Annotated in this window: 11 protein-coding genes and 1 pseudogene; 7 read left to right on the top strand and 5 right to left on the bottom strand. The window is 71.2% G+C overall.

Translation table 11 applies throughout. From position 1 onward, the window contains the following. Positions 1–257 precede the first annotated feature (257 nt). A pseudogene (locus tag AVL59_RS54090) lies at positions 258–478 on the top strand (hypothetical protein); the annotation flags it as partial. 32 nt (positions 479–510) lie between these two features. Here AVL59_RS54090 and phsA read toward each other — a convergent pair. Together phsA and cyc2 are read right to left on the bottom strand one after the other, a co-directional pair. Then, on the bottom strand, positions 511–2,397 hold the full coding sequence (gene phsA, locus AVL59_RS11960; RefSeq protein WP_067302611.1) for an O-aminophenol oxidase PhsA: 1,887 nt from the start codon (positions 2,395–2,397) through the stop codon (positions 511–513). Between the two features lie 120 nt (positions 2,398–2,517). Continuing rightward, entirely contained in the window at positions 2,518–4,707 is a 2,190-nt protein-coding gene (gene cyc2, locus AVL59_RS11955; RefSeq protein ID WP_067302609.1) for a germacradienol/geosmin synthase Cyc2, read from the bottom strand. 196 nt (positions 4,708–4,903) lie between these two features. On the opposite strand from cyc2, the gene AVL59_RS11950 reads away from it, so the two are divergent. After that, entirely contained in the window at positions 4,904–5,695 is a 792-nt protein-coding gene (locus tag AVL59_RS11950; RefSeq protein WP_067302606.1) for an alpha/beta fold hydrolase, read from the top strand. Then, positions 5,692–6,954 carry a cytochrome P450 gene (locus tag AVL59_RS11945; RefSeq protein ID WP_067302605.1) on the top strand — a complete coding sequence of 421 codons (1,263 nt, stop codon included), beginning with the start codon at positions 5,692–5,694 and terminating at the stop codon, positions 6,952–6,954. The genes AVL59_RS11950 and AVL59_RS11945 overlap by 4 nt, the downstream gene beginning before the upstream one ends. On the opposite strand, the gene AVL59_RS11940 is transcribed toward AVL59_RS11945, so the two are convergent. Together AVL59_RS11940 and AVL59_RS11935 are read right to left on the bottom strand one after the other, a co-directional pair. Then, on the bottom strand, positions 6,931–8,124 hold the full coding sequence (locus tag AVL59_RS11940; protein WP_067302602.1) for a damage-control phosphatase ARMT1 family protein: 1,194 nt from the start codon (positions 8,122–8,124) through the stop codon (positions 6,931–6,933). The genes AVL59_RS11945 and AVL59_RS11940 overlap by 24 nt on opposite strands. 22 nt (positions 8,125–8,146) lie before the next feature. After that, a complete protein-coding gene (locus tag AVL59_RS11935; RefSeq protein WP_067302600.1) occupies positions 8,147–8,794 on the bottom strand; it encodes a ScbR family autoregulator-binding transcription factor in 648 nt (215 codons plus the stop codon). Positions 8,795–9,228: 434 nt separating this feature from the next. On the opposite strand from AVL59_RS11935, the gene AVL59_RS11930 reads away from it, so the two are divergent. Beyond that, positions 9,229–10,149, top strand: coding sequence for a lytic polysaccharide monooxygenase auxiliary activity family 9 protein (locus AVL59_RS11930; RefSeq protein ID WP_067302597.1), 921 nt, complete (start codon positions 9,229–9,231; stop codon positions 10,147–10,149). Between the two features lie 18 nt (positions 10,150–10,167). Here the strand turns inward: AVL59_RS11930 and AVL59_RS11925 are convergent, their stop codons facing one another. Beyond that, positions 10,168–10,821 carry a Tat pathway signal sequence domain protein gene (locus tag AVL59_RS11925; protein WP_067302594.1) on the bottom strand — a complete coding sequence of 218 codons (654 nt, stop codon included), beginning with the start codon at positions 10,819–10,821 and terminating at the stop codon, positions 10,168–10,170. Between the two features lie 652 nt (positions 10,822–11,473). Between AVL59_RS11925 and AVL59_RS11920 the strand changes: the two genes are divergently transcribed. The 3 genes from AVL59_RS11920 to AVL59_RS11910 all read left to right on the top strand — a co-directional run bounded on the left by AVL59_RS11920 (position 11,474) and on the right by AVL59_RS11910 (position 13,747). After that, positions 11,474–12,172 carry a DUF6230 family protein gene (locus AVL59_RS11920; RefSeq protein ID WP_067302591.1) on the top strand — a complete coding sequence of 233 codons (699 nt, stop codon included), beginning with the start codon at positions 11,474–11,476 and terminating at the stop codon, positions 12,170–12,172. A 4-nt stretch (positions 12,173–12,176) separates the two neighbouring features. Next, the gene (locus AVL59_RS11915; RefSeq protein WP_067302589.1) at positions 12,177–12,626 is read left to right on the top strand and encodes a DUF6114 domain-containing protein; all 450 of its coding nucleotides are present in this window, start codon (positions 12,177–12,179) and stop codon (positions 12,624–12,626) included. Positions 12,627–12,772: 146 nt separating this feature from the next. Continuing rightward, positions 12,773–13,747, top strand: a complete 975-nt coding sequence (locus AVL59_RS11910; RefSeq protein WP_067302587.1) for a sporulation protein — start codon at positions 12,773–12,775, stop codon at positions 13,745–13,747. Positions 13,748–13,780: the final 33 nt, after the last annotated feature.

Raw genomic sequence — 13,780 nt, 5'->3', positions numbered from 1 at the left:
GCCTCCGGCAGATGCTCTACCCGGGGCGACGGGCCGCGACGAGACACGAACGAGTGAGACTGGCCGGAGGGTGGCGGAGGGTAGTCATAGCCTTCGAGGCGCAGCGCCGGACAACCGGTCGGTCCCGCGGCCGTCGAGTCGTCACACACCGTCCACCAGCCGCCTGATCACCTCGGCGACGGCTCCCGCCGGTGCCGGACAGGGGTGGCCGACGGGCTCCTCGAAGCGGCCGATGCCCAGGTCACGGCCGGGACACCTGTGCGGAAGGGCTACGGCCCTCCCGTCATCTCGACAGGCTCCGGGAGCAGGGCCCGCGTCTGTCCGGGACGACGAGGACGGGCAGGTCCGCGTCGTCGCACGGCCGGGCCATCCCTTCTTCCTGCCCACGCTGTTCCAGCCGGAGCTGTCCGGCGACGGCTCGCGCCCCCACCCGGTGGTGCGGGCGACGGCGCGAGCCGCGGTCGAGCACGCGGGCCGGATGGAGCGCCGGCCCGTGCGACTTGAGCGAGGTCAGCCGGTGTGGCCTCCGCCATGGCCGCCGTGCACGCCGCCGTGGTCGAACTTCATGGCCTCGGCCGGCATGACGACGAAGGGCCGCATCATGCCCATGTCCTCGTGCTCCAGCAGGTGGCAGTGGTACATGAACCGGCCGTACGCCCCGTCGAACCGGCCCATGACGCGCAGGATCTGCCCGCCGGGGACGCGGAAGACGTCCTTGTGGCCGAACTCGTTGGGCGCGAGCGGTATCGGCTTGCCCGCGTCGTACGCGATGGGCTTGCGGGTGCCGCCCACCGCCGGGTCGAAGCCCGAGACGTCGTACGCGTCGCGGCCCAGCAGCTGGAAGTCGGCCAGGTGGATGTGCATCGGGTGGACGATGGGCGCGAGGTTCAGGAAGCTCCACTGCTCGTAGCCGCCCTCGGCGATGGTGAAGCCGAGACCGTCGTTGAACGTCCTGGCCGTACGCCGGTACGTCTTCGTCGTACCGTCCGCCCCGGTGAGCTGGATGACGCCGTCGGCGGGGAGCTGGAGGCCGCTCGGGTCCGCGACCTCGGTCATCTCCCAGATCTCCGGGTGACCGCCTCCCCCCTTGGTGGCGGGCTGGGTGAGCACGATCAGGCGGTGGCCGTGCTCGATGTCGTGCGTGAGACGACGGAAGGAGCCGGAGAGCACCTCGGGCAGTTCGAAGGTGTCGCACGCCCCGGTGTCGCGGACGCGGAACTCCAGGACCGCCGGATACCGCACGTCGCCCTTCGGGTCGGGCACGCCCGCGGGCCGGTTCGGGCCCTTGTTGACCAGCCGGAGCTTCCTGCCCGCCAGCCCCCGGAAGTCCACGAGCAGGTCGAACCGCTCGGCCGGGGCCGCGGTCAGTGTGGGCAGCGCCTCGTCGAAGTCGACCGGGACGGGGCGGGGCAGCAGCCCGCCGTCGCTGCCGATCTGGTGGACGACCCCCGGCACCGGGTTGTCGTCCTCGTCGACCAGGACGAGGTTGTAGATCCGCGCGTTGGACGCGTTGACCAGCCGGAAGCGGTACCAGGCGTCGTCCACGTCGGCGTACGGCCAGATGCGGCCGTTGACCGTGGTGTACGGCCCGCTGAACGGGATGGATACCGGCTTGCCCGTCTCCGGGTTCTGCTGCTGGACGATCACCGTCTTGTGCAGCAGCCGGCCGTTGAGACGGCCGTCCTCGTCGGTGTCGAGGTTGCGGTCGGCGAGCAGCAGCGGTATCTCCCGCTCCCCGGAGGGGAGATGAAGGGCGTCCTCCTCGTCGTCACGGACGAGGTAGGTGCCGTACAGGCCCGACATCACGTTCCAGCGCGTGATGTTCATCGCGTGGTCGTGGTACCACCACTGCACCGCCTGGTGGTCGTTCGGGTACTCGGACAGCTGGGCGTCGCCGTGTCCGACGGCGTTGTCGGCCCAGCCGTCGTTGCCCCCGCCGGTCTGGGCGCCGTGCAGGTGGGTCACCGTCCAGGCGGGCAGGGCCGCGACGTCCTTGTTCGGTTCGACGCCCTCGCGGCCGGGCTCGGTGGTGGCGGGCGGGCGTCCGTCGGTGCGCAGTGGCACCTCCACCGAGGTGACCGGGTACTCGCTCTCCTTCGGGATGCGGTTGGTCCAGGCGATGCGGACGCGCTGTCCGCGCCGCACCTCGATGGTCGGGCCGGGCACCTGCCCGTCGTAGCCCCACATCAGGGTCGGCGGCAGCTGCGGGTGCAGGCGGACCCAGGTGGGACGCAGGGCGATCTCCGTCTCCTGCGTCACGTCGGCCGACGCGGCGGCCGGGCGCAGGACGGGCGGGACCGGTAACCGGGCGACGTACGGCGTCAGTTCGCGCGGTGTCCGCCGCTCCGCCTGCCGGCCCGTGATGCCCTCGGTGATCCTCTCGATGATGTCGGTCAAGGTCGAACACCCCCGTGTTCCGTTGTCTGTTCCCCTTGCCCCAGAAGACTTCTGGCGTCCCGCTCGAGTTCCCGGAATTTCATCTTCCATACGAGAAAGGCCGGAAATGACTGGTGTGGGTCAGCCGACCGGCAGGGCGGGCGTCCGGGCCGGTACGAACCCATGGGTCCTTCGGGCGAGGTAGTCGGCCTTGTAGCGGTCGACCTTCCCGTGCCAGTGCAGGATGCCCGCCATCCAGTTCTTCAGGTCGCCCACGTAGTCGTCCATGGCCGCACGCGTCTCGGCCGGCAGCCGGAGGTCGTCGTACAGGACGGGCAGTTCATGGGTGAGGATGTGCTCGAACTGCTGCATGCGCTGGGTGATCAGGTCGTGGACGATGCCGAGCGCTGCCGGGTAGTCGCAGCCGAAGAAGTTCTGCACGACGAGGATCGCGTTGTGCATCTCTCCCTCGTACTCGATCTCCTTCTGGTACGAGAAGACGTCGTTGGTCAGGCATCCGTAGTCCATGGCGGCGTTCTCCAGCGCCTGGACGGGGCCGGTGCGGTAGACCTCCGGCGGGATCGCGGGGCCGTGGCCCATGCGGCACAGGCCCAGGGTGAGGTCGGAGCCGAAGGTGGCGCGGCGCATCTCCAGGTAGTCGACCGGGTCGGGAACGCGGTTCTGGAGCTGGTTGGACAGCTCCCACACCCAGCTCTCGGTCATCGTGTCGACGGACTCACGCAGGAAGCGCCGCTGCTCGGGGGTCATGTCCTCGGTGGTGCGGGTCCACAGGTCGATCAGGCCGCGTTCCATGCCGTTGACGGGGACGACGGGCGTCGCCTCGCCGTCGAGGGGCATGCAGGCCGACAGGCGGGCGGTGCTCAGCCGGGCGGCGGCCAGATCGCGGCGGCCTCCGAACACCAGGGGGTAGTAGTCGTCGGCGTAGGTGCCCCAGGCGAGCCATTGCGCGCTGAGGTCCAGGGCCTGCGGTGTGGCGTCCGGGTCGAGTCCGGCCGAGCACAGCGCGAGGTCGTTGGCGGCGAGCTTGTCCTCGTCCCAGACGCCCTCCTCCAGCATGCCCATGCGGTGCATCCATGTGGTCAGGCGCGGGCGGGCCTCCTCCAGGTGCGGGCTCAGCTCGACCTCGTAGGGCATGTGGAAGTCGGGCAGCAGGGAGGGCCCGACCTTCTGGAAGGGCACGTGCGCGTACGCGCGCAGCCTCCCCCACTGCCCGAAAGGCGTGGGAGGTGCCCCCATCGCGGCGGCCGAGGCGAGCAGCGCGCCGACGTCGGACGCGGAGGTGCCGGGGCCGGTCAGCTTCTCCCAGGGCGCGGCGGAGGTGGCGCCCTTGTTCATGTAGCGGCTGGAGCGCAGGTGCCACTCGTGGCCGCCGGACTGCCAGTCCTGAAGTCCCTTGGTGTAGGCGGCCACCGCGGCGACCTCGTCGGGCCTGAGCCCCTTCTCCAGGGTGACGGCGGGCACTTCGGTGAGCGCGGTGTGCTCGAACTGGTGCAGACGTGAGGTGAGGATGTCGTTGACGGTCTCGGCGGCCTCCTGGGTGGTGCAGCCGAAGAACCGCTCCAGGACCAGCACGCCGTTGCTGTTCTCGCCCTCGTCCTCGACCTCCCGCTGGTAGGAGAAGAGGTCGTTGCGCAGGTGGACGGCGTCGGAGAAGGTCTCCATGAGCACTCTGAGCGGCCGGGTCCCGGCGACGGCGGCGGGCACCTCGGCGGTCGCGTACTCCACGAGCCCCGACGACCAGGGGGCGCCGCCGACCTTGCGGCGCATCTCGATGTACTCGACCGGGTTGGCGATCCGGCCCTCGTTCATGTTGGACAGCTCCCACATGGACTCGTTGAGCAGATGCTCGGTGGCGACGGAGAAGCGCCGCCGCCAGTCGGCGGACATCGACGGCACCGTGCGCCTCCACAGGTCGGCGAGGCCCGCCTCGACCGGGTTCTGCGGCTCCGGCACGGGGGTGGCCGGGTCCAGCGGCATGAACAGGGGCAGGCGGTCCAGGTGGGCCTTTCCGGCGGCGCGGTCCTGGGTGCGCTTGTACATGTCCAGGAAATGGTCGTCGAAGAAGAACACCCACACGTACCAGTCGGTGATCAGCGAGAGAGCCGGACAGTCGCAGTCGGGGTGGGTGTAGGCGCACAGGAGCCCGTAGTCGTGCGCCTCCAGGTCCGCCTGCTCCCAGACCCCGGATCCCTCCAGCATGCCCATCTCGCGCGCCCACGCCGTCGAGTGGGCGCGTGCCTCGTCGACGTGCGGGTTGAGCCGCGCGGGATACGGCATGTAGAAGTGCGGGAGTTCGAACGGCTGCGTCATGGCAGGGGCCCTACCCGGCCCTCCGGAGGGCCATCCGCCGGGCGGGACATGATCACACCATCGCGTGAACCGCCCCGAAACGGTGAACTTCCCTCACCTCGCGCGGCGTTGACTCACGCCTGACCTCGGCTCTCACACATGTGCGCTGTCGGCCCGCGCCCTTGCCGAGCCCCGGCGCCCGGGCCACGGTAGGCGCATGACCTCCTTCGTGCTGCCCCATGAGGTGCACGGCGACGGCGCCCACAAGGTGTTCGCCGTGCACGGCTGGTTCGCCGACCGGACCGCCTACGCCGCCGTCCTGCCGGACCTCGACCGCACCGCCTTCACCTACGCGCTGGTCGATCTGCGCGGCTACGGCGGGGCCAGGGCCGCCGTGGGCTCGTACACGACGACCGAGGCGGCCGTGGACCTGGTGGAGCTGGCCGACCGGCTGGGCTGGGAACGGTTCTCGGTGGTCGGGCACTCCATGGGCGGCGCGGTGGCACAGCGGCTGCTGTCGGTCGCGCCGCACCGGCTGCGCCGGATCGTCGGCGTCTCCCCCGTGCCCGCCTGCGGGCTGCCGATGTCCGGCGAGCAGGGCGCGCTGTTCACGGACGCGGCGCACAAGCCGGAGAACCGGCGCGCGATCATCGACCTCACCACCGGGGGCCGCCGCCCCGCCGCCTGGCTCGACCGGATGGTCGACCGCTCGCTGGAGCGCAGCGACGCCAAGGCGTTCCGGGCCTGGCTCGACTCGTGGGCGGGGGACGACTTCCGTGCCGATGTCGAGGGCTGCGAGGTACCCGCGCTGGCGCTGGCCGGGGAGCTGGATCCGGCGCTGTCCCCGGAGCTGATGCGGCAGACGTGGATGTCCTGGTATCCGCGCGCCGAGCTGACCGCCCTGCCGGGCGCCGGGCACTACGCGATGGACGAGACTCCGCTGGAGCTGATCCGTGCGGTGGAGGACTTCCTGCGCGCGGACGCGGCGGGCGAGGGCGGGCCGGTGTGAGCGTGCGCGAGGCCCCGCCGGTGCCCGACGTCTTCGACCCGCGCCGCTATGCCGCCGCGGTGCCGTACGCCGACTACCGGGTGCTGCGCGACCACCACCCCGTGGCCTGGCAGGAGGAACCGGAGGTGCTGGGCTGGCCGGCCGGGCCCGGGTTCTGGGCGGTGACCCGGCACGCTGACGTGGTGCGCGTGCTCAAGGAGTCGGCGACGTACTCCTCGTACGTCGGCGCGACCCAGATCCGGGACCCCGACCCGGAGGACCTGCCGTTCATCCGCCGCATGATGCTCAATCAGGATCCGCCGCACCACGGCCGGCTGCGGCGGCTGGTGAGCCGTGCGTTCACGCCTGGACGCGTCGACCGGTTCGCCGCCGTCGCGCGCGAGCGTGCGCGTACTCTGCTCGGCCTGGCCCTGGACGAGGCCCGGTCGGGCGACGGCACGGCCGACCTGGTCGCGGCCGTCACCGACGAGTACGCCCTGCTCAACCTGGCCGATCTGCTGGGGGTTCCGGAGAGCGACCGGCGGCTGCTGCTGCACTGGACGCAGCGCGTCATCGGCTACCAGGATCCGGACGAGGCCGCTCCCCCGGTGCTGGACGCGGCGGGAAAGCCGGTCAATCCGCGTTCGCCGGCGATGTTGCGGGACATGTTCGCCTACGCCCGGCAGCTGGCCGCCCACAAACGCCGTTGTCCCGCGGACGACATCCTGACGACGCTCGCACATGACGCGGAACTCGCCGACGCCGAGCTGGAGATGTTCTTCTTCCTGCTCACCGTCGCCGGCAACGACACCGTGCGCGGCGCGGCTCCCGGCGGACTGCTGGCCCTGGCCGAGCATCCGGAGGCGTACGGACGTCTGCGCGCCGGGAAGGCCGGCGTCCGGCCCGCGGTCGACGAGTTGCTCCGCTGGCACCCGCCCGTGCTCACCTTCCGCCGCACGGCCGCGCGGGACACCGAGCTGGCCGGCCGCCGGATCCGGGCGGGCGACAAGGTCGTCGTGTTCCACGCCTCGGCCAACCGGGACGAGCGTGTCTTCGCCGAGCCCGACCGGCTGGACCTGGCTCGCACACCCAACCCGCACGTCTCCTTCGGGGACGGCCCGCATGTGTGCCTGGGCGCCCATTTCGCCCGGCTGCAGCTGCGGCTGCTCTACGAGGAGGTGCTGCGCGCGCTGCCCGGACCGCGCCCCGCCGGGCCGCCGGGGCGGCTGGTGTCGAACTTCATCAACGGCTTCAAGTCACTTCCGCTGAGCATCGTCTGACGGGTTCACCTGGATCAGCGCATGCGTGCCACCGGTGCGCCAGCGCTGGTCCTCCGCCGCGACCAGCCCGGACACGGTGGCCGCGGACAGGCCGGTGATCACGTCCGACTTCAGGGTGCGCAGGGCGGCGACGGGACCGGGGAAGTAGGCGGTCACGTCCTGGAAGAGCGTGGTGGGCGGCCACAGCCGGTCGCCGACCAGGCGGCGGTAGTTGAGGTCGCCCTTGAAGAGGGTCAGCGTGGCGGACGCGAACTCGGCGCGCAGGTCGTCCGGCAGGTCGGTGTACGGCAGCGGGGCGCAGGAGAAGGGGTGGGCGCGTACCGTGAGGCGGCCGTCGGCCATGGCCGACCAGAGCACGCGCCCGTATCCGGCGGCCGCGCCCGGCACGGTGGCGAGGCGCCGCAGGGCGTCGACCACGTCGGCGGTCGTGGCGTCGGACACGTAGTACGGGTACGGCTTGACGTGCAGGACGGCCCGGCCGATGCGGCCCTCGGTGAGGAGATGGGCGATCAGGAGGAGGTCGGGGACGAGTTCGCGGCCCGCGTTGTCCGCGACCAGGCAGAGGGTGCCGGTGCCGGAGGGCGGCAGCAGCGACCACAGGGCCTCGCTGTCGTCGGCGACCAGGACGGGGGCCGGTTCCGCGGCCTCGCCGGCGGAGAGCCGGAAGCCGAGGTCGGCGCGGTTGCCCCACAGCGAGCCGTGCAGCAGGGCGTCGGCCCGCTCCCGCTCTGCGCGGTCCTGGAGCGCGTCGAGCGCGGCGAGTTCCCCGTCGGTCTCGGGGGCGTCGAGTTCGGCGCGTTTGAACGGGCGGAAGGGGTCGATGCCCTGCCAGGCGCCCGGGCCCGTGCAGCCGGTGGCATCCAGCAGCCGACGGTAGAAGTAGCTCTCGGACCACAGCCAGGGCACGTCGAACCAGGACCGTCCGGCGTAGACGTCCAGCCCCCAGCCACGCCAGCGGTCCCGGTCACCCGCGTCCTCGGGCAGCGGTTCGATCACGCCTTCGGCGCAGCTCTTCAGCAGCTCGTCCAGCGCGCGATGCTGCGCGGGGCCGTACGGGAAGGCGTCCCGGACCTGCCGGATGATCGCGGGATGCCGCTCGGCCAGCACACTGTGCGGGAACGAGCCGGGTGCGTTGCCGAGGATCACGGGCGCGGCGGGGGTGGCGGGCATGCCCGCCACCGTACCGCTCGGATCAGCCGGTTCTGATCTCCCGCTCCAGCTGTGTGGCGAGGGTCAGATAGCGCGGGCGGCGGTGCACCGGCACCAGACCCCGGACCATGAGAAGCCACATTTCCGCCACTCTGCGGGGCAGCCGTCCGACCGGCTCCAGGGAACGGCCCGCGACCCGGGTTCCGACGAAGAAACAGACGAGGGAGTGAGCGACCACACTCACGTCGATCTCGGTGTGCACGTCGGCTTCCTTGACGGCGCCGCTGAACTTCTGGGTGGCGAAGTCCAGCCACTCGGTGAAGGGGTGCCTGAGCGGCGGCCGCAGGGTGACGTCCGCCGTGGCGAGGCGGAGTCCGGCACGCGGTACCGGGTCCTCCACGGCGAGCCGGGCCATGGCGAACGTGGTCCGCATCAGGGACTCCAGGGAGGAGCAGCCACGGCCCTCGCTGTCGGCCATCACTTGTCTGGCCGCCTTGGCCTGGAGTTCCAGGATCGCGTGGGCCAGGTCCTCCTTGGCGGCGAAATGGAAGTACAACGCCCCCTTGGTCACCTGCGCGTGCCCGACGATGTCACTCAGACTGGTGGATTCGTAACCCTGCCGGTCGAACAGATCGGCGGCGGCCGTGATGATCGTCGTCCGGGTCTGCTCGGCGCGCAATTGCCTCGCCATCGACTCACCCCTCCTCGCGGCTCGAACGAACGGGACACGCGGTTTGTTTTGACCCCACGCCTACGATAACTCACCCGGCGGCTTTGGGAGTCGGGTGGTCGGACATTGGGTCGGACACGTGTCACTCGCCCGCGCGACACCCGGTCACTGTCTTTTCGATATGCAAACGGAATGCGCCAGAAGGCTTTGCTCCACTGGCCTATGACTATTCCCGGAAGCCAACGACCGGCGGACTCGGGATGTTTGACCGCCGCCGTGCGGGGTGCGGGGGCCGCTCCTCGTCCGAGCTCGGAGCTAGATCTCAAAACAGCCGCTCCGGTCTGTGGCTCTGCCGACCGGATCCATACCTTGCGGGGCGACTGAACGCGGTGGACCCATCTCCCGTACTGGACACGGCACAGCCCGTTCCCGCGCCCGCCGAGGAGACGTCCCGGATGACTCGGATGACCGCCCGCCTGAGCGTCACGGCGGCCGCCGCGGCGGCCCCTCTCCTGCTCCTGCCCTGGACGGCGGGGTCCGCCCAGGCGCACGGCGCCCCCACGGACCCGGTCAGCCGGGTCTACGCCTGTTCCCCCGAGGGAGGCGACGCGAACAGGTCGGCGGCCTGCCGGGCGGCGATCGGCGCGAACGGCGCCCCGTTCACCGCGTGGGACAACCTGCGCGTGGCGGGGGTGAACGGCCGGGACCGGCAGGTGATCCCGGACGGTCGGCTGTGCAGCGGGAACCTGCCGGCGTACAAGGGCCTCGATCTGGCCCGGCGGGACTGGCCGGCCACCCGGCTGACCGCGGGCGCGCGGCTGACGATGACGTACGCCTCGACGATCGCGCACACCGGCACGTTCAAGCTGTACCTCACCGAACCCGGCTACGACCCGGCGAAGCCGCTGAAGTGGTCCGACCTGCCCACGCGCCCCTTCGCGCAGGTCACGGACCCGCCGCTGACCAACGGCGCCTACCACATCCCGGCGACGCTGCCCACGCACCGGACAGGCCGTCAGGTGCTGTACACGATCTGGCAGAACAGCAGCACGACGGACACGTACTACTCGTGCTCCGACGTGGTGTTCGAGGGCGCGGGTACGGCGGCGAAGGCCACGAAGACGCCCTCCGCCGCTCGCGAATCGACGGGCGGGAGCCCCTCCCGGACGGCGGCGGATCCTTCGCCGGCGCGTCCGACTCCCTCGGCGGAGAAGGGGACTTCCTCACCGGCGGGTGCCACCGACGGCAGCACGCCGGTGGCCGAGGCCACCCGCGCGGACGCGGGCCCCTCGGCGCCGTTGCTGGCGGGCGGCGCCGCCGCGGTGCTGGTGCTCACCGGGGGCGCCGCCCTTGTCATGCGTCTTCGCCGACGCTGAACTTCCTCGGAAAGAAGGTCAGTTGACGTAGACCCGGGCGCCCGCGTCGGAGACCGGGGCGTACTTCGCGGTGAAGTAGCCGTTGGCGAAGCACAGCGAGGAGCCGGAGGACTTCGTGAACTGCTGGTTGGTGAAGGTGATGCTGCTGTCGCCGTTGTCGGTCTTCCCTGTCAGGCTCGGCGCCTGGTAGACGCAGGTGATGGTGCCGAGCAGGGTGCGCAGCTTGACCGTGGTCTGGATGGTGGAGCCGCTGGCCGGCGAGACGGTGAGGGTGCCGTCGGAGGCGACCGTCGCGGTGTAGGGCAGGTTGTCGACCGTGATGCTGCCGACGCCGAGCACGCCGGTGACGTTGCTGGTGCAGCTGGAGCTGTCGAAGGTGTGCCCGGTGACCGACTCGGTGGCCGAGCCGGGGGCGGTGGGGTTACCGGTGACGGCGGCGTTGAACTGGGACGACGTGCAGGTGACCCCGCTGGTGCCGGTCGCGCTGGAGTAGAGCGTGGCGGAGGTGCCACTGGCCAGCGGGGCGGTCAGGGTGTCACCGACCGCGGCGGCGGTGCCGCCGGCACTGCCCGTGGTCAGAACGGCGGCGCCGTCCGCGGAGGCGGGGACGGCCGCGGCGACGGTGAGCGCGGTGACGGTTCCGGCGAGGGCGAGAAGGGATCGGGTGCGCATGCGGGTGCCTCTTTCCTGGAGTGGGGGGACAACGTGAGGTGAGGTGGAGGGCGACGGGGCGGCGGCGTCATGAGTGGGGGCGCCGAGGGGGGGACGCCGCCGCTGCCGGTCCGTGACGCCTTCTCCGAACGCGACGGACCGGCAGCGGTGGCCGGCCGGGCGCCGGTCGGAGGCCTCGGGGGAAGGCCTCCGACCGGGCCGGGCGGGCAGCGGCCGGGCACCGGCCGAGGGGGAATGCGACCGTGCCCATGCCGCGGTGGTGCGGAGCGGTTACGGGGAAAGGCCGGGAAGCGGCGATGCCGCTCGGCGGATCCGGCGCCACGGATCCGAGGGAAACCAGGGAGAGTTGTAGACCCGCTCAACCATCAACGTCAAGGCGCGGCAAGGGAGTTGAGACTGTTGACGCCCGGTCGAATACCGCCCGTCGACCGGCATCGTCGACGTCCACGCACATCCGACACCCTTTTTTCACAACTCCCTTGACCCTTCAAAGTAACCGGCGGTAACTTCCTCGCAGGCTACTGCCGCGTAACGAGAAAGCCCTTGCATCCGCCGGGAGTGCGAGGAGATGTGCGCGGCAGCCGCTGTCCGCGCCAGGACAACGCGCCACTGAAGCCCAACCCGCATTTGATCTATGCCCATGGGAGCAGACATGGCCTCGTCCCCGGACTTCTCGTCCGCCGACAACACGCCCGGGAACCCAGAAAGCGGTTCACCGTCCGACATATCAGCCGCGTCCGGGACCGCCGTCGGCGGCGGGAGACGGGGACGGGTCCGGCTGCGCAGGGCCGCGGTCATGGCGGTGCCCGCCACCGTGGTCGCCGCGGGCCTCGCGATCCTCACCGCGCAGGGGGCACTCGGTGTGCAGTTCGCGATCTCGGGCATGCCGTTCACGGTCACGGCTACGGAGCTCAACGGCACCGGCTTCGAGCAGTTCGGCGGACTCGACAACATGGCGGACGGCAGCCCGAACGCCGGGGACAGCGGCGGCCAGGTGCTCGTCGTCACCTCCGCGATCAAGAACGCCACGCTCACCAAGCTGTGCCAGAGCGTGGACCTCGGCGGCACCAACCTGCTCATCACCGCGGGCGGTGGCGACCAGAAGGTGACCGCGAGCGACCTCACCACCGACTCGACCCAGCTGTCGGGTGACGCGGCGTTCGGCAACATCGAGATCGGCAACGACGCCAGCACCCTGGACAAGGCGAACGCGAAGGGCCCGATCGGCGTCTTCAGCCAGCAGGCCGACACCGTGCGCATCGGCAACCTGCGGCAGACCAACTACGCCACGACCGCAGGTGTGTTCAGGCTTCCCGGGCTCAAGCTCCGTTTCAGCGACTCGGGCTGCTGATCCGATGCCGGAGCGTCCACGCCGGGAACTGAGGCCCGCCTTCCGCGGATGGCGGGCCCGCCGGCCGTTCTGGGGCGGGCTGCTGCTGGCCCTGGGCGGCGGCGAAATCCTGTTCACCGAAAAGGCCTCGATGAAGGTCGTGATGCACATCGGCATGCAGGGGCTGGCCGGATATCTGCTGCCGACCCTGATGGTGCTGCTGGGCCTGCTGGTCCTCTTCAACCCCGGCCAGCGGCTCTTCTACTCCCTCGCCGGCATCCTGATCTCCCTGGGCACCTGGCTCACCTCGAACCTGGGCGGCTTCTTCATCGGCCTCCTCCTCGGGGCCACCGGCTGCTGCCTGACCTTCGGCTGGCTCCCCGACCAGGAGCCCCGGGTGAGCCGCCGCAAGCGCCGCAAGCAGGCCCGGGCCGCGGCGCGGGGCCTGGGCGAAGGGGCGGGCGAACCGGCCTGAGAGCCGATACGTCAACGCCGGTTCAGACCATCCCCCGAACGGGCGAATCATGGAACTTCTGTGCCCTCGTCACGAGTTCATCGGGCAGACGGACGGCGGTGGGATCGCCGCGCGGATGATGCGATGGACGAGGGAGCGACGGCGTCATGGGGTTCAAAAGGCTGCTGGGGGCGATCGGGGTCGGCGGCCCCTCCGTGGACACGGTGCTGGACGGCGGCGCGGTCCTGCCCGGCGGGCCGCTGCCGGGACGGATCCTGCTGAAGGGCGGCGAAACAGCCGTGGAGGTCGAGTACGTCGACCTGGAACTGATCGCCCGCGTGGAGGCGGAGCACGAGGAGGGTGACAGCGAGGGCGCCGTCGCCTTCGAGCGGTTCACCGTCGGCGGCGGCTTCCGGCTCGGGGAGCGGGAAGTGCGGGAGCTGCCCTTCAGCGTGCCGCTGCCCTGGGAGACCCCCGTCACCGAGCTGTACGGCCAGCCGCTCGGCATCGTGCTGGGCGTACGCACGGAGGTCGCGGTGGCCGGCGCCCGCGACAAGGGCGACCTGGATCCCCTCGACGTCCGCCCGCTGCCCGTGCAGGAGGCGATCCTGGAGGCCCTCGGCCAACTGGGCTTCGGTTTCCGCACCGCCGATCTGGAGTACGGCCGCATCGGCGGCACGGGCCAGCAACTGCCGTTCTACCAGGAGATCGAGCTGACCCCGGCCCCGCGGTACGCACACGCGGTGAGCGAGATCGAGCTGACCTTCCTCGCCTCCCCCGCGGGCGTCGAGGTCGTCCTGGAGGCGGACAAGCGCGGCGGCCTGTTCTCCTCCGGGCACGACGAGCTGACCAGGTTCGCGGTGCGCCACGAGGACGCGGTCGCCCTCGACTGGAACAGAGAGGTGGACGGCTGGATCCGCCGGCTGACCGAGCACCGCGAGGCGTACGGCCACGGGGCGTACGGCCACGGCGAGCCGCACACCGTCCACGAGTCCGGGCATCACGGCTCCGGTCCAGGCCTGGGCACGGCCGTGGCGGCGGGCGCGGCGGGCCTCGCCCTCGGCGTGGTGGGCGGCCTGGTGGCGGCCGAAGTAGTAGACGAGATCGGCGACTTCTTCGAAGGGGACGACGAGGACGACTAGGCGCTCCTCCCGGAGCCGGACAGCGCGTTCCCG

It is taken from the genome of Streptomyces griseochromogenes (assembly GCF_001542625.1).
In the GTDB taxonomy this organism is placed as follows: Bacteria; Actinomycetota; Actinomycetes; order Streptomycetales; family Streptomycetaceae; genus Streptomyces; species Streptomyces griseochromogenes.
This window is presented reverse-complemented; position numbering and strand designations above follow the sequence as displayed.